Genomic DNA, 18900 nt, shown 5'->3' with positions numbered 1-18900 from the left:
TCTAAAATCAAGCAGTAATTCAGAACTCTCCTGTCGCTGATGTTCTCAGAGTGAGGGGGGTCTATTTTTTATTCATTCATTTTGGGTAGTGCTGCAGGATGAAGATTTTGTGATTATTTACATTATATGTCTTACGGAGTGTTCTAATATGCTTATTTGCTTTATTAATCTTTGAGCTAGTAGAAGGGTGAGTTATAAAAGATGAATTGTGATTAATTTTTTTACTGCCATAATCATTATGTGGTGGTTGTGATATTTATGTATAGGTGAATCGTACAAACATTAAGCGTAATTTCTAATTGATTTTAATCGTGTCGAAAATTTTTTGATATTTTTCACGGTTTATTAATATTTTTGTGAGTGTTTTCAATAGTAATCTAGCAATTGAGACAGTTATCGACAAGTAACTGCATATAAAATAGCAACTTATAAAATTAATGTTAATTATGATAGAATATTACAAATAATTGTGAAATAAATGATACAATATTGTCGATAAAACTATTGTAACAATTCATATTTCTCTGCTATTTGTTCGTGGTGTTGAAAGAGGTCCAAATTCCGATCACAGCGGATTAGGTTGTTTGTTTAGTTGTCGATGTTATAACTCAACTGAAAATACTAGAAAAACATTCTTGTAATGAGAAAGGAGTTGAGACCAGTGCGTGTAGGAAAAGATAAGTCAAGTAAGAGAAGATATTTCTTCTCTATTTTAATCTTATTCAGCTTTATGATCAGTATCCTGCCAGGAGGAATGAGAAACACTAGAGCTGAAGAGTTAAATAGAGAAGAGACACTTACGAAGATTGAGCTTTCTGCTGAAGTGATTTGGACGGGAGTCCCTGATGGTGAATCTGTACCAGATACAACGATTACTCTTATGTCTGGCGAAGTAGTTGTTGAAAGTATAGAAGTAACCGATGGATCCACTCTAGTCAAATTCACTCCGGTAGATGAGTTGGATGCTGAAGGAAATGTAATTCTCTATTCCGTAGATCAAGAACCTTTAGAGAATTATAAAACTGTGATTCGTGAATTTGTAATCGAGAATACTTTCATACCACCGGTGGTGGAAGAACCGACTGAAGTAGGAAGCAAGAGTATTGTTGAAGAACCAAAGACTGAGGAACCAAAGACTGAAGAACCAGTTGAAGAACCAGTTGAGGAACCAAAGACTGAGGAACCGGTTGAGGAACCAAAGACTGAGGAACCAGTTGAGGAACCAAAGGTAGTAGAACAACTTGACGATACTTTGTCGTTGAATGAATCGGGAGATATCAACGTTTCGGATGAATATACGCCGGTAATTAATGATGGTTTTAGCGGTAAGCTACCAACGAATGAACCAGTTGGTCCTGATGGCGTAATATTAAGTGAAGAAGTTTATGACTATGCAACGGTTTCTTATTCAGGGGTTCCTGGAACTCAGATCTATACTCCTGTGATAAGCAGAAGTTTTGCACCTATGATGCAGACGCTCTCTGGAACGTTCACATCACCTGTTAACCCTGGAGATGTCACGATAGGTAAAACAGCAGTGCCTGTTGAAGGGCTGGTAAATACCTGGGAGATCACCTTGCGAATCGAAGGGAAGGACACTCAGAAGACATCGGACATCGTATTAGTGATTGACCGATCTGGTAGTATGCGTGGTGACAAGCTGGTAGAGGCTAAAGCTGCTGCTGTTCAATTCGTAAATGAATTAGGAGGAACAACCTATACTCGTATCGCCATCGTTTCGTTTGCTTCTGAATCTTCAGGTTCTACTGTGACTTTAGAGCAGGACTTCACCAATAATATCGCTGATTTAGAAGATGCAATTGATGATTTAGTTGCTAATGGAGGCACACATACGCAAGCAGCAATAAGATACGCAGCCGGAATACTTAAATCTCCGAACAGTACTGCAGATCTTAAGAATATAGTGCTCCTATCAGATGGTCAACCCACATTTAGTTATGCAATAAAAAATGGTGAACACGAGTATGTATACTATTCTCCTGGAAATTACGTTACTAGTCCTAATCAGATAGAATCTGATTATAACTATCCATCGACTGTTGGTAATGGTTCAGACGGCTTTGCTTTTATTAATAGTGTCGGTGGAAATAGTAATTGGTATAGTCATGGTAACAGTACAATTGCAGAAGCGGGGTTTTTCAAAAATACAGTTGAAGTAGGAAAGCAAAGAACGCTGTGGACAATTGCATTTGATGCAGGGGGAGTAGGAAATGCTGTTCTAAATAGTGTTGCTTCACCTGGAAAAGCTTTTACTGCATCGCCAGGTGACCTGAATACAATATTCCAGCAGATTGCAGGAAGTATCAACTCAGCTGCTAAAGATACGGTGGTTGTTGATCCTATGGCTGCTGGATTTGAGATACCAGCTAGCGAGATACCAACAAAGACTCAGGGTACCGTAGCATATGCCGGTGGTGTACTTACCTGGACAGTAGGGGATTTATCACAGGAGATATCACCTGGATCAAATATCAGATATGCGGAACTGAAATATAGGGTGAGCATTAATGATAGTATTCTAGGATTGACAGTACCTGCTGATGGTCTGTATCCGACAAATGGTGATGCAGAAGTATCCTACAAGGATTCGAACAATGTTACTCAGGAACTGCATTTCCCAATTCCGAAGGTTAATCCGATTTTCCTGAAAGTCAAGAAGATACTTATGGATGCTGATGGGAAAATTATTACAGATCCAAATAGACAGTTCCCGATAAAGATCATGAGTGATGCGGAGGATGGAGACACAATCTACGCTGAATATAACGAGACTTACAATCTCATTCCAGATCAGCTGATCACAAAAACAAATCTCAGGCTTGCTGACACCTATACAGTAAGCGAAAATGCACCAGACTATGATGTGACCATTAAAGTCAATGGTGCAGTAACAAGTACCTTTGTTATCCAGCCACCTGTTGGAACGGCTGATTCAGGACAACCCGATATTGAAGTTGAAGTGACCAACAAGGAAAAACCTTTAGGTAAACTGATTCTCAATAAGATTCTGCTGGATGAAAATAATGATCCTATAGTAGGAGACCTTAGAGAGTTTACCTTCAACATCACAGGTCCTGACGGTTACAATACAACAAGAGTACTTAAAGGTGGAGAAACAAAAGAAATACCTGGTCTTAAATATGGTGAATATACCGTAGTAGAAGCAGATCAGGTTAATTTAACAGCAGCAGGATTTACGATTACATCAGACCCTACTGACGGAAAAGTGACACTGGCATGGAACAATAAGGAAGATACAGTAGAAATCACAAATAAATATGTAAGTCCAAAGATCAGTGTTATCGCCAAGAAGTTATGGGAAGGTGGAAAAGACGTAGACCATGTAGCTGTAACACTTACCCTATACAGACAGATTGGTGCTGGACTTAAAACTGAAGTCACGGGTGTCACACCAAGTATCGTGCCTGCTTCGGGAACAGCTTCAGAATTCACCTACACCTGGTCGAATCTGCCTAAGACCGACAAGTTCGGAGACCTATATATCTATACAGTAGATGAACTAACAGTTCCTACCGGTTATGATAAATCCATCAGTGAAGACGGATTGACAGTTACCAACAGGAGTAAAATAAGTTCATTCCAGCTTACAAAGACAGGCGTCGATGGTGTTGAGCTAGCAGGTGCAGAATTCGATCTCTACCGTGAAGTTGAAAGCACGACACCTTTTGCGGTAGCATTCAATCTTGAAGGTGGAGGCATAATTTATGGTATCAGAATACCGACAGCTGCTCCTAATGGAAGACTGACAACAGGAGCAAATGGAAAAACTCAGATTGTAGAAAATCTTGAAGCTGGTGATTACTTTGTCATTGAAATAGTAGCACCAGAAGGATATCTGTTACATGAGTATCCGATACCATTCACAATTGACGTAACAATTACACTTAATGAAATCACTGTATCAAACGAAGAGGCTCCAATGATTCCAGCAACTGGTGGTATGGGAACAATGCTGTTCACAATCCTTGGAATCGGAATCATGGGCGGCGCGCTTTTCGGATTCAAGAAACATAATTACAATAATAGAGGGAAAGGAGAAAACATCATGAAAGGAAGGAAACTCTTCACACTACTCTTTACGATGCTGGTACTGTTTGTGTTCGTTGCTCCTAGTATTGCAAGCGCTACTACCACTCCAACACCAAATCCAAGACCACCCTTACATTCAGGTGAAACCGATGTGACAATTCATAAAATGGAGCTCTTTGAAGATCCTAGATTGTTCGATCCAGCAAAGAGCCTACCAGCAGACCATGATGGTACGCTGCTGGATGAAACTGCCCTTAATAATCTGCTGGGATCAGGTAATTACAAACCACTACCAGGAGTAAAATTCTCATACTGGAAACTGGATATGACTAAACCTGCTGGTCAGCTGACATTGGCATATCTAGACGCAGCTTCAATCGCTACATTAAACAGTGAACATGTTTTTAAAGGTGAACTAACAACGAGTGATCCAGCAGGCACAATATTCATAGAGGATCTTGAGGATGGATACTACTTCTTCAAAGAAACCTTTACCCCTGCAAATGTCGATTCGCACATTGCTGTTCCGTTTATTTTAGGACTGCCAGTGATGAATAGCGATGGAACAGATTATTTAGATTCAGTGCACATTTATCCTAAGGAAATCGCCACTCGTGGTGCTGTCGTACTTCAGAAATTTATTGGAAAGATTCCTGGAGAAGGAGAAGTTGGTGTTCCATTACCAGGAGCCAAATTCAGACTTTATGAAGGTACACCAGAAGTTCCAGATGGTGAATATGTTCCTGAAGGAGGAGCTGCACAAGAGTATACAACTAACGCTGCTGGTGAGATCATCCTGAATAATCTGCCTCGAGGATTCTACTACTTTGTGGAAACAGCTACAGTAGATTCGTATCTCTTAAATACCGAACCGTTAGAATTTGAAATTGATTCCAATGGTAAAGTTCTTCTAGACGGACTATTGCGTGATGACATCGTAGGAACTGTTGAGTTTGTAAAACTGGACAACTATGAAGGTCCAGAAATCGAGAAGTCTATCGGAGAAATCGGTCAGGAAGAACTCGACGCAACAGTAGGCGACGATTTTGAGTTCTTCATTGAGCTGGATCTGCCTGAAGATGTTGACGAGTATACAACTTTGACTGTAACAGACGTAATAGACACAAAACTTGATTATGTCGGTCCAGTAGTCGTAAAAGGCTTTGTAGGAGCGGTATCAACTACTCTCACTGAAGGAACACATTATACTCAGTCATATACACCCGGAAATCGAACACTTCTTGTCACACTAATTCCTGATAAATTGAACAACGGAACTGTAAACTTTGATAAAGTTGAAATCAGTTTCTTTGCAGATATTAATGAGACAGCAGTAATGGGAGTTGGGATCAAGAATGAAGCTAGAGTAGACTTCAACAATGGATATACTCCTGGACATGATACAGACGATGCATATGCATTCACAGGCGGAATCCGATTTATGAAGAAGAGTACTCAGGAACCAAACGGAATAGATGGAGCTCAGTTTATCATCCTAAATGATGCAGAAACACATTATCTGACAAAGGTTGCCAACGAGTTTGTCTGGGTTGTACTACCGGTAAATCCAGATTATACAAATCTGCCAGGTGCGATAGAACTGACTTCGGGTGCAAATGGGTTATTTGAAATTCAAGGTCTAGCATATGGAGACTACAAGCTGCTTGAAATTGTCGCTCCAATGTATGATGGTGAAGACCGTCCATACAATCTTGAGGATGATCCATGGACATTTACGATCACTAAATTGTCTTACTATTCAAATCCAGAAGGTCTGGAATATGCGAACCCATATCATATCAACAACATTTTAGGACCAAAGATTCCACAGACAGGTGGTATCGGTACAGTTCTATTCACAGTCATCGGTGGAGGACTGATGGGTTCAGCTCTCATGCTGAACAGAAAGAGAAGTAAAGCATAATTATAAAGGGTTGTCAGGCGAATGCTCTGCATTCGCCTCTTCCATATAACCTCCATTTCTCTGGAAGCTATATGGAAGAGCTAAGAACATTTGAAATTAAAGGAGATGATCGTGTGCACAAAGTCAGAAAAGAATCTAGTAGAAATTGGGTGCAGAAGCTTGTCTTAGCTATAGTGTTCTTAATCGGATTATCGATTTTCCTCTATCCTACTGTTATGGATTTTATCAGTTCACAAAAACAGGAAAAGGCAATTCAAGAATATAGTGAATATCTAAAGGATCTGGAGTCTCAAGAAATTGCTAGACTCAAAAGAGAAGCACTAGATTATAATGAAAAGCTTATGAGGGGAGCGACGATTACAGATCCGTTTGCAGAAAACAGGCCTCAGGAAGCAGGGGTAAGCTATATGGATATGCTGAATATCGGTGAGGTCATGGCATATCTCGAAATACCGGAAATTGATGTATATCTTCCTATCTACCATGGTACAAGCGATGATGTCTTGAATAACGGACTTGGTCATATTGAACAGACGTCTCTTCCTATAGGAGGAGCTGGAACCAATTCAGTTCTGACAGGACACCGGGGACTACCCCAGGCCAAGATGTTTAGAAATCTCGATGAGGTAGAGGTAGGGGATGTATTCTATGTACACAGCCTTAACGAAGTAATGGCCTACAAGGTATTTGAAACAGTGATTGTACCACCTTATGATATTGAAAAACTGAGAATCGATGATGAAAAGGATGTGGTTACACTTATAACCTGTGATCCGTACATGATTAACACCAACAGACTTCTTGTCAGAGGAGAGCGGACAGAATATATACCGCCAGCTGAGTATGCTGAGGGTGAGATAGGGGAAGAACCTGAACCAGATCAAGCTATAGAAAATCCTTCAAGCGAAGGGGATGTTTTAACCGGAAACGATCTGAATCCTTTCCTTATCGGAGGAATAATCGTAATCACACTGGGAATCATCATCGGAGTCTATTTCTTCAGAAAGAGAAGAGGAAAGAAGGTGATGGACAGTGAGACTTAAGAGGATTTCCTATATCATATTTCTTATCGGTCTGAGCATATTTATGTATCCTCATGTACATATGCTACTGTTTGAAGCTCAGAATCAGAGTGCTTTTAATGAGTATGAAAATGTTGTGCAGCACATGAGCGATGATGAAATCAGTAAATATATCGAAGAATTTCAGAATTACAATGAATATGTGGCAAACGGGGTTACAGAACCAGAGTATGACGATCCGTTCATCGCGGAGGTGACTCAGAGAAAAATCGAAGGGACAAAAGAAGTGGTCAGAAAAGTGGCAACATCAAATGGCGCTTTCGGTTATCTGGAAGTCCCGAAAATAAAGCAGACACTTCCTATCTATTTAGGAGCTTCCATGAGCAATCTAGCCAAAGGCGTTGCGCAGATCGAGGATACTTCACTTCCCATAGGTGGTATGGGAACCAATTCTGTTATCGCAGGGCACAGAGGGTACTCCAAAGGTTATCCAATTTTCAAGTACCTTGATAAGCTTGCGATTGGTGACAGGTTTTATATCCATGCCTACAACATGACTCTGACCTATGAAGTTATAAGAATTGAAGTGATTCTTCCCAATCAGACGGAGAAACTGAAGATTGATCCAGAAAAGGATATGGTAACCCTTCTGACGTGTACACCATATCAGGTAAGTACACACAGGCTCCTTGTTTATGGGTTGCGCGTTAACGGGATAAGCGAGATTAAAGGAAGTACTGATAAAGGTGTTCTATCTTTATCCAGCTCAAGGGAAAGTGCTGAGAGCATAGATGTCAGAAATGCAAGATACATAAGCTATGCCATCGTTGGAGTAGGTTCCGTGCTTTGGGTTACGGTTCTCATCCTTTTTATAAGGACCTTCAGAAAAGAACCAAGGCGCAGCTGATTCCATTCGGATAGAAAAGCAAAAGGACTGTCTTATCAAAGTTAATGATAAGACAGTCCTTCTGTTATCTCTGCTTATTAGATCCAGAGTGCGATGAGTCCGGCTACAACCGCTATAGCCATTGCACCTGCACCGAGGCTTATATACTGCTGAGGCTTCTGATATTCCATCAGGTTACGCTTTTTCTTGGGCACGGACTTCATTTTGAAGAGCGAGAAAAAGCTGAGTACAGAAAGTCCGAATGAACTGGCTGCAACAATCCAGAGCAGTGCGCGTAATATTTCTCTTAATTCCATTTATAGTACCTCTTTTTGTTACATACATATCATGATGCATGATTATTTTACATTAGATAGTATAGCATGATTTAGAGGAGAATACTAAATCAGTCTGAGAGAAAATCACAGGTGATTGAGGAAGGTTTGATACTCCAGAACGAATTTTTCGGGTTCCTCGATCTGCGGGCTGTGACCGGATTTTTCAAAGATGATCTCCTTGAACTGACCTCCATTGTCCCGATACTTCTCAAATACGTGTCTTGTCTGGGATACCATGGGCTGCGGAGGATAAACCTCTTCACCAGGCCATCCAGGAATGACACCGAGTTTGCCTAGAAGGCCGATGTCGCTGTAGGAGGTGTCGGATACGATTTTGTCTTCGATGCCTCTAAACCAGATGACTGGAGGTTTAGGATCAATATCTGCGATTCTCTCGAGATTGACATATTTCGGACTCATGGTGTTACCGACACCTGTGGTGCCAGGTCCAAGGAAAGGCCATTCTTTAACCGGAACAGAGCTGCCAGGATAAAACTCATCACCCAGTTCCATGAGGAACATGGATTTTACGAAAAGATCCTGCATTTCTTCTGAAATTTCGAAGTCAGGTGCGAAAAGTCCCTTAAGCACATTAGGTGCTGAAGTGCTGTCTCTCAGATCCACATTCTTGCTTCTCAGACTTTCCACAAATGCTTTATTGATCATACCTCCACCGGTTCCCGCATGGGAAACATGGTTGATTTTTCCGTCGATGCCATGGGTCCCGGAGAATCCGTAAGGGGAGAGGGGGTTGATCAGCCCAAGTGTCCTTACATCGGAAGGGTAATCGATGGTATACTGCATGGCGACTCCACCGCCCATGGACCAGCCGATGATATGCGGATTTTCAATCTCAAGTTCCTTCACGAAGCTTCTGATGTCCTCCGACCAGGTCCTCATTCCTTCAGTGGAATCGATGGGGAGTCTTTCCGTATATCCATAACCTCTAAGATCAGGTGCAAATACATGGAATCTTCCGATCAGAGCCTCAATGGTAGGGAGGTAGAAGAGGTTTGATGAAGTATTTCCATGGATGAGTATAAGGGGTTCATTCTGAGGGTCTCCTGCTTCGATATACGATACCACTAGACGTGAAGTTTTTATTTCCTTCTTTTCATAATCATTAAACACGAACATCCATCCTTTCAAAAATCTGATTTATGGTCATTCTAGCCCATTAGGCGGGAACTGTAAACACCCGCCAGACCATGTTTCAAGAATATTCTTTTTTTATAGGGAAGGGAAGACAGTTCCCTGTCTTCCCCTAACATAACTATGATCGTTCTCTGTAACTTCTGATTTCCTGTGTCAGAAGGGGAAGAATTTCTAAGGCATCTCCTACAAGTCCGATATTTGCAGCGCCGAATATCGGCGCATCAGGGTCTTTGTTGATGGCTATGATGTAGTCGGATTTTTCCATACCGGCCAGATGCTGAACGGCACCTGATATTCCACATGCGATGTATACCTTTGGCTTGACCGTTTTGCCGGTCTGACCGACCTGATATTCCTTATCAATTCTGCCTTCATCCACTGCGGCTCTAGAGCCACCGACTTCAGCCCCGATCATATCCGCACACTCCTGCAGAACATCAAAGCGGTTGCCCACGCCTCTTCCGCCTGAGATGATGATCTCCGCTTTTGCAATATCCACTGCCATATGATCTTTGGGAAGAACCTTCAGGATTTTGACGAAGTCCATGATGTTTTCCGGATGGACTTCTCTTTTTTCGATAACGAATTTATTCGTTTCGTCCAGAGGAAGCTTATCCATGACACCTGGTCTTATGGTGGTCATCTGAGGTCTTTTGGTTTCGTTTATAATGGTCCCGAAAAGATTTCCTCCGAAAGCGGGTCTTGTCACATAAAGCAGAGAAGACAGCTGATTTTCAGGATCGAATTCCAGTTTTGTAGCATCTGCGGTCAGTCCTGTATCACATCTTGCTGCAAGCCTTGGTGCAAGATCTCTTCCAAGTACGGTTGCCGGGAAAAGAAAGATGTCCGGTTTATCCTGATGGATGAGTTCATTAAGCAGAGTGGTGTAGATTTCGGTGCTGTAGGTCTTCAGAGACTCATGATGAAGATTGATGATCTTATCTGCTCCACGATAGCCCAGTTCATTCAGCATTTCGTTTGAAGGTGCACCAAGGATGACTGCAATCACGCAGTAGCCGAGGCACGGACGATCTTCCTTCAGTCTTTTCGCTTCGCCGAGAAGTTCAAGACTGGCATCCTTAAGCCTGTCATCCTGATACTCGATGAAGACATAAAGGTCTTTATATTCTTTGATATTCATTCTGATTCTCCTCCTACTTTCCGATGTACTGGTTGTCCATGAGTGTTTCAAAGATTTTTCGTGCGGACTCCCTAGGGTCTAAAGTCAGGATGTCCGAGTTCTTGTGCACTTCTTTCGTGTAGGTCTTCTTCACTTTTGTAGGTGAACCTTTAAGACCTATTGTCAGAGGATCAAGATTAAGATCTTCGTAGGTCACTACACGGATGTTCTGATCAAACGCCTGCATGATTTTACCGACATTCATGTAACGAGGCCTGGCAATGGTGCTGAGCGTTGTGATCAGGCAGGGCATGGAGGAAGAAATGATTTCATAGGAGTTCTCCAGTGCTTTTCTCACAATGATCTTCTCTTTGTCGATCTCAAGAATCTCATCCACATAGGTGATCTGAGGAAGATGAAGCTTCTCTGCCGTCTGTGGACCTACCTGAGCGGTATCGCCGTCGATAGCCTGTCTGCCTGCAATGATGAGATCATAGTCGATGGTGCCGAGCACGGCCCCTAAGGTGTTTGAAGTAGCCCAGGTATCCGCTCCGCTGAATTTTCCGTCGCTCACAAGAATGCATTCATCCGCACCCATGGCATAGAGCTCTCTAAGCATACCTTCAGCCTGTGGAGGTCCCATGGTGACGCAGATGACATGCGCACCTTTTTCGTCCTTGATCTTAAGAGCGGCTTCAAAGCCTGCCAGATCGTCGGGGTTTGTGATGGTGGGTACGCCGGTCCTTATGAGTGTTCCCTTGTCCTTGTCGATCTTCATCTCAGTGGTATCTGGTACCTGTTTTAAAAGTACAACAATATTCATGTGATTCCCTCTCTCCTTTACTTCAGAAGTGATGCAGCGATGACCATCTTCTGCACTTCAGATGTGCCTTCATAGATTTCGGTGATCTTTGCATCCCGATACATCCTCTCCAGAGGATATTCTCTTGTATAACCGTAGCCGCCCAGCATCTGCATGGAAGTTCTTGTGCTTTCCATGGCGATATCCGAGGTATAGAGCTTGGCCATTGCCGCTTCTGTGGAGTAGGAAAGACCTTTGTCCTTAAGGATCGCCGCACGGTAGGTCAGAAGTCTTGCCGCATCGATCTTTGTCTGGAGCACTGCGAGACTGAACTGAGTGTTCTGAAAAGCGGAGAGGGGTTTTCCGAACTGTTTTCTTTCTTTTGTGTATTTGATCGCTTCATCCAGAGCACCCTGGGCAATACCCAGCGCCTGAGCAGCAATTCCGATTCTTCCTCCATCCAGGGTGTTCATGGCGATTTTGAAGCCTTTACCTTCCTGTCCGAGAAGATTCTCCTCTGGAAGAATAACGTCCTTGAAGATGAGCTCGGTGGTGGAACTGCCTTTAATGCCGAGCTTATGTTCAGTTTTGCCTATGGTGAAACCTTCCGTACCTTTTTCCAGAATGAATGCCGATATTCCTCGGGTACCTTTTGTTTTATCTGTCATGGCAAAGATGATGAAGGTATCCGCATATCCCCCGTTTGTGATGAAGATCTTCGAACCGTTTATCCTGTAATTATTGTTCTCCTTAACAGCCACTGTCTGCTGCATGGCTGAATCAGAGCCTGCATTGGGTTCTGTCAGTCCAAAGGCACCGAGTTTTTCACCTTTCGCCAGTGGAACAAGATATTTTCTTTTCTGCTCCTCGGTTCCGAAAGAAAGAAGCGGTGCACAGGCGAGGGATGTATGAGCAGAAAGGATGACGCCTGTGGTTGCGCAGTACTTTGAAAGCTCTTCCACAGCCATGGTATAAGTGAGGTTGTCTCCGCCTGCACCACCATACTCTGCAGGGACAGGGATACCCATCATGCCGATGGAGGTCATCTTTCTTACTGTTTCTTCAGGGAATCTTTCCTCTTCATCGATTTCTGCAGCTAGGGGTTTAACTTCGTTCAGCGCGAATTCTCTGAACAGCTTCTGAGCAAGTGCCTGTTTTCTATTCAAATCAAAATCCATTTTTTTCCTCCTACTTAGGTGGCATTACCGTTGCCAATCCCTTGACGACGATCTCACCCTGTTCGTTATAAGCTACTGTTTCCAGCCTGATGATGTTCTTCTCTTCATTGATCTCTGTAACTGTGGCTACAGCTTTGATTGTATTCTGAACACGAACAGGTTTTGTGAATTTCAGTTCCTGTCCCAGATATATGGTTCCAGGTCCAGGTAGAAGGGTTCCTAGGATGGTTGAGAAATAGGATGCTGTCAGCATGCCATGAACGATTCTGCCTTTGAACATGGTCTCCTTAGCATAGGATTCGTTGAAATGTGCGGGATTCAGATCGCCTGAAACGCCGCCGAACATGACTACATCAGCTTCGGTGACCGTTCTTTCATAGCTTTCACTGTCTCCGATTCTGATTTCCTTGATGGTTTTTCCTTTCATAAGTACCTCCAATATGATAAATGATTAACAGAAAAAATGAATGTAATTGTTTAACATGATGAACCCTTCATGTTTATCTTAATTATAAACCCAGAAATCGAAAAAACAATAGGCAGGGAGAAAATAATGTTATTTTTTTAACATTAAGCTGATTTGAACAGATAACCACTTGTTTACACGGCTCATTATGAAGTGCCGCTCTTTATATTATAGACCAGAGATATGGTTATGCCTATCTAAGTGTATCATTTCAAGGTATCATTTAATCCTTAAGAAAAAAGTTAAAGGTTTATCACAGTAATCTTCCTGATATGATCACCCCGAAAAAAGTGTTCGTTATAAAAATCGAGCAATTGATTTGTTTTTGACAGATTGAACCGGAATATGAGAGGATTATGTTTATGAGTCAAAAGCAGATGTAGGTGATAGAGCTTGACTATTCAAGGGTTCTCATCATAAACTATATGAACTCTGGTAATCAGAATATGGTATTTTGAGGTGAAAGTTTTAACAATAGGGTCTCTGACGATTGTGGTAACCTTTTCATGAATTTACAAAAAAATCATCAAACTGTTTAAAATATGAGTGGGTATTCATGAAAATAGTATAAATATGGCGTAATAATATTCAAACTTTGAATTTTGCAGGTTGATTGTTAAATTGATTGACTTTGCAAACCTTATCATTTACTCTAAACATGAGGACTGATTCATATTTCATATAGCCAATTTTGACTTCTTGCAGAGTGTAAAATCTGCAGTCAAATCTGACTATAGGAGATTGTAATCAAATTTAAAAATACGGAGGGTACAAAATGAGATTACAAGGCAAGGTAGCGGTAATTACAGGTGGAGCAAGAGGACTTGGTCAGGCCATGGCGGAACTTTTTGCAAGCGAAGGCGCAAAGGTCATTGCTGCAGATATGGGCGATATGGCATACGAGAACCCAGGAGTGGAAGGGTATAAACTGAATGTAGCCGATGGCGAGGCCTGCAAGGCATTTGCTGACTATGTAACAGAAAAATACGGTAAAATCGACATACTCGTGAACAATGCAGGAATTACAAGAGATGCGCTGACAAGAAAGATGACAGACGAGATGTGGGATCTGGTCATCGATGTCAATCTTAAGGGTGTATTCAACCTGACAAGACATATCGGACCTCAGATGCAGACAAACGGCAAGGGATCCATCATCAACATCTCATCCGTCGTCGGAGAGTTCGGAAACATCGGTCAGGCAAACTATGCTGCAACAAAAGCGGGTGTCATCGGAATGACCAAGACATGGGCTAAGGAGTTTGCCATGAAGGGTGCTCAGGTCAGAGTCAATGCGATTTCACCAGGCTATACCATGACCGATATCCTGAAGACTGTGCCACAGGATCTTCTGGACAAATTTGCAGCTCAGACCATGCTTGGAAGACTTGCTCAGCCTGAGGAAATTGCTAAAGCGGCACTGTTCCTGGCATCAGATGATGCATCATATATCACCGGTCACAACCTATCCGTTAACGGAGGAATGAGACTGTAAGGAGGATTATCATGACTAACGTTGGAATTGTCGGGACAGGCATATATATTCCCGAAACCTATATAACGGGGAAAGAAATAGCCGGGAAGACCAATGGCGTCTGGTCAGAAGAAGCTGTTGTCGCGAAGCTCGGAATCCGCAGAAAGCCGATTCCAGGCGAAATAGACGGCACTCAGGAAATGGGTGCACTGGCAGCTCTGGACGCATTGAAGAACACTGGAATCGATCCTCTCGAGATCGATGTCATCCTGTGTGTGGGTGAGGAATGGAAAGAATATCCCCTGACCACATCGGCACTCTATATTCAGGATAGAATCGGTGCATTGAACGCATGGGGAATAGATCTTGCCAACAGATGCTGCACAACAGTATCGACCATGAAGATTGCAAAGGATATGCTGATGAATGATGAGAGCATCAATACGATACTCATTGCCGGCGGATACCGGAACGGTGATTTCGTGGACTATTCGGACAAGAACATGTCTATGATGTTCAATCTGGGTGCAGGAGCCGGGGCAATCATTTTAAAGAAAAACTACGGCAGAAACCTTCTGCTTGGTTCCCACATCATCGCAGACGGATCTCTTGCAAGAACCGCAGGTGTGGAAATTGGGGGAACCTGCAATCCGATTACGGAGGAGAACCGGGATGAAGCCTATAAGAGCCTGAGGCTCATGGATCCTGTCAAGATGAAGACAAGGCTGAACGAAGTGTCTATGCCGAACTGGTACAAGTGCATCGATGAAGCCCTCAGAAAATCGGATCTTGAAAGAAACGATATCGATTATCTTGCCCTGCTTCACATGAAGCGTTCAGGACACATCGCCATGCTGAATGAACTCGGGATGACAGAAGACCAGTCAATCTATCTTGAAGACTACGGTCACATCGGCCAGGTCGACCAGATTCTTTCTCTTCATCTTGCACTGGAAGAAGGCAAGGTGAAAGAAGGAAGTATCGTTTCCATGGTTGCAGCAGGCATAGGTTATGTCTGGGCGGCAAATGTTATCAAATGGGGTGAAGTATAATTGAGTACCTTCATACAGATCATCTTAAGAAGTCTTGAGACAGGAAGTATCTATGCCCTGGCGGCCTTAGGTATCATCATCATCTACAGAACTTCCTACACCACGAACTTTGCTCAGGGTGTAATGGCGATGTTCAATACCTTTGTGGTGACCTTTCTGTTCAATAAGTTCGGATTACCTCTCTGGCTTGCAGTCATCGGCGGTATCATCAGTGCCATTTTTACCGGTTTTCTCATTGATGTGCTCGTGCTGAGACATACGAAAAATGTTTCTCCGGTCGCAAAACAGATCATCACCCTGGGTCTCATCATGATTGTTCTTGGAATCGCTCCGATTTTCTTCGGTGTGGATCCTTTAAGACTGCCAAGACTCATCGAGTCCGGTGATGTGGGTATACTGGGTGCTTCCATTTCCTATAACGGTCTGTTCAATATCGCTCTGGGTCTTGCAATAATGATGCTGATGTTCTATATCCTCCAGAAAACAAAATGGGGTCTGGCCATCAGAACAACCGCCTCAAACGAATATGTCGCAAGGCTCATGGGGGTTCCCACAAAGAACGTGACTATGGCTGCATGGGGCGTTGCCGGTGTACTGGGTGTCATCGCGGGAGTCATGACGGCTCCAATGACCTCGGTAACCCTAAATCTGATGGACGAAGTACAGATCACGGCTCTTGTTGCCTGTGTACTGGGCGGATTCCAGACCTTCCATGGACCGGTCATCGGTGCCTACATCATGGGTATCGTAAGAAACCTTTTATTATTCTATGTTTCCTCCATCTGGGGTGGACAGATTCTATACATTCTTATCCTGATATTCATAGTGTTCAGACCTTATGGATTAATCGGTAAGAAGATTGTGAAGAAGGTGTAAGATGAAGACTTTGACGAACAAGAATATCTTTCAGAAATATCCCTTTGTCGGATTTATCCTTTTCGGATTACTCCTTGCTTCCATACCCACATTAGCTGAGATGGGTATCATGAAGAACGGTTATGTCACAACCATCGGGGGTGCACTGATCTACGCCATAGCAGCTCTTGGACTGAATGTCCTTCTGGGATGGTCCGGGCTGATTTCCCTGGGTACTGCAGGATTTATGGGACTTGCTTCTTATATCTCTGCGTATCTTACAGTGGATATGGAGCTTCCCTTTGAAGTGGCCTTCTTTATGGCAGTACTTATTCCAACACTCCTGGGTATCCTGGTCGGACTGGTATCTCTGAAGATCGAAGGTCTTTACCTTGCCATTGCGACTCTTGCGGTCTCAGAAGTGCTCCGAAAGACATTCGAGGAACTGGGACAGTTCACCGGAGGCTTCAGCGGAAAATCGGCTCAGTACCCTACACTTCTTGGAATATGGGTGCTGGACCGAACTACAATGTATTATTTCATTATATTTATACTGGTAATCATTATGATTCTGACATCCAATATGATGAACGGAAGGCTCGGCCGTGCACTCAATGCCATGAGAGGAAGCGAAGCTGCAGCTCAGGCAATGGGCGTGAATCTTCTTTCCCACAGGCTGATCGCCTTTGCACTGGCTACAATCTTCGCAAGTGTTGCAGGGGTACTCTACGTACATTTTGTCAAATTCTCCTATCCCTCAACATGGGTACTGAAAATGTCACTGGATTTTCTTGCCATCATCATCATCGGTGGACTAAGATCCATCTACGGAACAGTTCTTGGCGCATTCATCGTATATGCGGTTCCGGATCTCTTCCTTAAACAGATTCCCTATTTCGAAGATCTGTCCTATGTCCTAAACGGTCTATTGATCATTGTAGTCATCATATTCTATCCGAATGGACTGATCAGCATCGGTTACGATATCAGAAGATTCTTCAGGAAGCTTAAAAGAGGAGGGACTAAAGCATGAGCAACATGGAAAATCTCGTACTGAAAGTGGATGGACTATCCATCGCATTCGGCGGACTCAAAGCTGTAGACGATCTTTCCTTCGATATCAGAGACCAGGAAATCTATGGGCTCATCGGCCCGAATGGTGCAGGAAAAACCACAGTATTCAACTGCATCACTCAGTTCTATAAGCCGAACAGCGGCACACTGATGTTCAAGGGGCATGGCGATCAGGTGACAGACCTGACGACAAAGCCTGTACATGACATCATAAAACTGGGTCTTGTACGGACATTTCAGAATGTAGAGCTCATACGAGAGCTCAGCATCATAGACAACGTGCTCATCGGCGGACATATCGACTTTGAAGCCAATACTCTTTCCCAGGCGCTCAGACTGCCCAAAGCAAGGCGTGAAGAAAAGAAATACCGCGCTGAAGCAGAAAAGATTCTTCAGAATCTGGGTATCCTTGATCGAAAGGATATGCTCGTAGGCGGACAGCCTTACGGAATCCTGAAGAAAGTGGAACTTGCCAGAACACTCATGGCAAGACCAAAGCTCATCATTCTTGATGAACCCGCTGCCGGACTTAATGACAGTGAAACCCTGGAGCTGGCAAAAATGATCAGGAGAATCAGGGATGAATATGGCTGTGCAATCCTTCTTGTGGAACATGATATGAGACTGGTCATGGATATCTGCGACAGAATCTGTGCCATAAACTTCGGTAAACTTCTGACCATAGGAACACCTAAGGAAATACAGCAGAATGAAGCTGTCCAGGCAGCTTATCTAGGAGTTGATTAGTATGAGTGAAAAGAGAACTGCACTGGAAATAAAAGGTCTCAAAGTCAGTTACGGCGCAATTCAGGCACTTAAAGGGATCGATCTTACCGTCTATGAAGGAGATGTCGTGGCCATCCTTGGCGCCAACGGAGCAGGGAAGACCACAACGCTGAAGAAAATCAGCGGAATCATCGAGAGCTTTGAAGGGTCCATAAAACTCTACGGAGAGGAGATTTCAAAGCTTGAACCTGAGAAGATCGCAAGACTCGGTATATCCATGTCTCCTGAAGGAAGAGCGGTATTTCGGGATCTGACTGTAGAGGAGAACCTTAAGGCTGGTGCATTCACCCTGAAAAGCAGAGACCAGATTGCAAAGAATTTCGAAAGAGTTTATGGATACTTTCCGGTTCTAAAGGAAAGAAAGAATCAGGTTTCCTCAACCCTTTCAGGCGGAGAGCAGCAGATGCTCGCCATAGGACGTGCCCTCATGGGCAGCCCGAAGGTGCTTCTTCTGGATGAACCTTCCCTGGGTCTTGCTCCTCTTATCGTCCAGGACATCATGAAGATCGTCAAGGAAATCAAGGAAGAGGGTACAACGGTTGTCATCGTTGAGCAGAATGCAGCCCAGACCTTAAAAATCGCCGATTACGGATACGTCATAGAGCTGGGGAAAGTCAGTACCCACGGAAAGGCCGATGTCCTGGCGAATGATCCCAAGCTTGTCGAGGCATACCTCGGAAAGCACTAGCATTTATAT

Annotated in this window: 15 protein-coding genes; 9 read left to right on the top strand and 6 right to left on the bottom strand. The window is 43.3% G+C overall.

Annotated features, from left to right (window positions below):
* Positions 1-661 precede the first annotated feature (661 nt).
* From RTX25_RS01375 to RTX25_RS01365, 3 genes are all read left to right on the top strand, one after another.
* Positions 662-5995: a SpaA isopeptide-forming pilin-related protein gene (locus tag RTX25_RS01375; RefSeq protein ID WP_312649610.1), complete on the top strand. Its 5334-nt coding sequence runs from the start codon at positions 662-664 to the stop codon at positions 5993-5995.
* Between the two features lie 71 nt (positions 5996-6066).
* Positions 6067-7038 carry a class C sortase gene (locus RTX25_RS01370; RefSeq protein WP_312649608.1) on the top strand — a complete coding sequence of 324 codons (972 nt, stop codon included), beginning with the start codon at positions 6067-6069 and terminating at the stop codon, positions 7036-7038.
* On the top strand, positions 7028-7924 hold the full coding sequence (locus RTX25_RS01365; RefSeq protein WP_312649606.1) for a class C sortase: 897 nt from the start codon (positions 7028-7030) through the stop codon (positions 7922-7924). Before RTX25_RS01370 ends, RTX25_RS01365 begins: the two co-directional genes overlap by 11 nt.
* Before the next feature lie 77 nt (positions 7925-8001).
* On the opposite strand, the gene RTX25_RS01360 is transcribed toward RTX25_RS01365, so the two are convergent.
* The 6 genes from RTX25_RS01360 to RTX25_RS01335 form a co-directional block, all read right to left on the bottom strand.
* On the bottom strand, positions 8002-8220 hold the full coding sequence (locus RTX25_RS01360; protein ID WP_312649604.1) for a hypothetical protein: 219 nt from the start codon (positions 8218-8220) through the stop codon (positions 8002-8004).
* Positions 8221-8325: 105 nt separating this feature from the next.
* Positions 8326-9372 carry an alpha/beta hydrolase gene (locus RTX25_RS01355; protein WP_312649602.1) on the bottom strand — a complete coding sequence of 349 codons (1047 nt, stop codon included), beginning with the start codon at positions 9370-9372 and terminating at the stop codon, positions 8326-8328.
* A gap of 142 nt (positions 9373-9514) precedes the next feature.
* Positions 9515-10537 carry an electron transfer flavoprotein subunit alpha/FixB family protein gene (locus RTX25_RS01350; RefSeq protein ID WP_312649600.1) on the bottom strand — a complete coding sequence of 341 codons (1023 nt, stop codon included), beginning with the start codon at positions 10535-10537 and terminating at the stop codon, positions 9515-9517.
* Between the two features lie 13 nt (positions 10538-10550).
* Positions 10551-11339 carry an electron transfer flavoprotein subunit beta/FixA family protein gene (locus tag RTX25_RS01345; RefSeq protein WP_312649599.1) on the bottom strand — a complete coding sequence of 263 codons (789 nt, stop codon included), beginning with the start codon at positions 11337-11339 and terminating at the stop codon, positions 10551-10553.
* Between the two features lie 17 nt (positions 11340-11356).
* The gene (locus RTX25_RS01340) at positions 11357-12496 is read right to left on the bottom strand and encodes an acyl-CoA dehydrogenase (RefSeq protein WP_312649597.1); all 1140 of its coding nucleotides are present in this window, start codon (positions 12494-12496) and stop codon (positions 11357-11359) included.
* A 10-nt stretch (positions 12497-12506) separates the two neighbouring features.
* Entirely contained in the window at positions 12507-12923 is a 417-nt protein-coding gene (locus RTX25_RS01335) for a MaoC family dehydratase (RefSeq protein WP_312649595.1), read from the bottom strand.
* 814 nt (positions 12924-13737) lie between these two features.
* Between RTX25_RS01335 and fabG the strand changes: the two genes are divergently transcribed.
* From fabG to RTX25_RS01305, 6 genes are read left to right on the top strand one after another with little or no spacing between them, the layout of a single operon-like run.
* A complete protein-coding gene (gene fabG, locus RTX25_RS01330; RefSeq protein WP_312649594.1) occupies positions 13738-14457 on the top strand; it encodes a 3-oxoacyl-ACP reductase FabG in 720 nt (239 codons plus the stop codon).
* Positions 14458-14468: 11 nt separating this feature from the next.
* Positions 14469-15488, top strand: coding sequence for a 3-oxoacyl-ACP synthase (locus RTX25_RS01325; RefSeq protein WP_312649592.1), 1020 nt, complete (start codon positions 14469-14471; stop codon positions 15486-15488).
* Positions 15489-16364: a branched-chain amino acid ABC transporter permease gene (locus RTX25_RS01320; protein WP_312649590.1), complete on the top strand. Its 876-nt coding sequence runs from the start codon at positions 15489-15491 to the stop codon at positions 16362-16364.
* 1 nt (position 16365) lies between these two features.
* A complete protein-coding gene (locus RTX25_RS01315) occupies positions 16366-17376 on the top strand; it encodes a branched-chain amino acid ABC transporter permease (protein WP_312649589.1) in 1011 nt (336 codons plus the stop codon).
* Positions 17373-18164, top strand: a complete 792-nt coding sequence (locus RTX25_RS01310; protein ID WP_312649587.1) for an ABC transporter ATP-binding protein — start codon at positions 17373-17375, stop codon at positions 18162-18164. Before RTX25_RS01315 ends, RTX25_RS01310 begins: the two co-directional genes overlap by 4 nt.
* Position 18165: 1 nt before the next feature.
* A complete protein-coding gene (locus tag RTX25_RS01305) occupies positions 18166-18891 on the top strand; it encodes an ABC transporter ATP-binding protein (RefSeq protein ID WP_312649585.1) in 726 nt (241 codons plus the stop codon).
* Positions 18892-18900: the final 9 nt, after the last annotated feature.

Origin of the sequence: Proteiniclasticum sp. (assembly GCF_032054185.1) — a bacterium.
Lineage (GTDB): Bacteria > Bacillota > Clostridia > Clostridiales > Clostridiaceae > Proteiniclasticum.
This window is presented reverse-complemented; position numbering and strand designations above follow the sequence as displayed.

Bases quoted from the DNA above. Each gene is read 5' to 3' on its own strand.
- RTX25_RS01370 (WP_312649608.1), top strand. From the start codon at position 6,067: ATGGAAGAGCTAAGAACATTTGAAATTAAAGGAGATGATCGTGTGCAC.
- RTX25_RS01360 (WP_312649604.1), bottom strand. From the start codon at position 8,220: ATGGAATTAAGAGAAATATTACGCGCACTGCTCTGGATTGTTGCAGCC.
- RTX25_RS01350 (WP_312649600.1), bottom strand. From the start codon at position 10,537: ATGAATATCAAAGAATATAAAGACCTTTATGTCTTCATCGAGTATCAG.
- RTX25_RS01345 (WP_312649599.1), bottom strand. From the start codon at position 11,339: ATGAATATTGTTGTACTTTTAAAACAGGTACCAGATACCACTGAGATG.
- RTX25_RS01340 (WP_312649597.1), bottom strand. From the start codon at position 12,496: ATGGATTTTGATTTGAATAGAAAACAGGCACTTGCTCAGAAGCTGTTC.
- RTX25_RS01335 (WP_312649595.1), bottom strand. From the start codon at position 12,923: ATGAAAGGAAAAACCATCAAGGAAATCAGAATCGGAGACAGTGAAAGC.
- fabG (WP_312649594.1), top strand. From the start codon at position 13,738: ATGAGATTACAAGGCAAGGTAGCGGTAATTACAGGTGGAGCAAGAGGA.
- RTX25_RS01325 (WP_312649592.1), top strand. From the start codon at position 14,469: ATGACTAACGTTGGAATTGTCGGGACAGGCATATATATTCCCGAAACC.
- RTX25_RS01315 (WP_312649589.1), top strand. From the start codon at position 16,366: ATGAAGACTTTGACGAACAAGAATATCTTTCAGAAATATCCCTTTGTC.
- RTX25_RS01310 (WP_312649587.1), top strand. From the start codon at position 17,373: ATGAGCAACATGGAAAATCTCGTACTGAAAGTGGATGGACTATCCATC.
- RTX25_RS01305 (WP_312649585.1), top strand. From the start codon at position 18,166: ATGAGTGAAAAGAGAACTGCACTGGAAATAAAAGGTCTCAAAGTCAGT.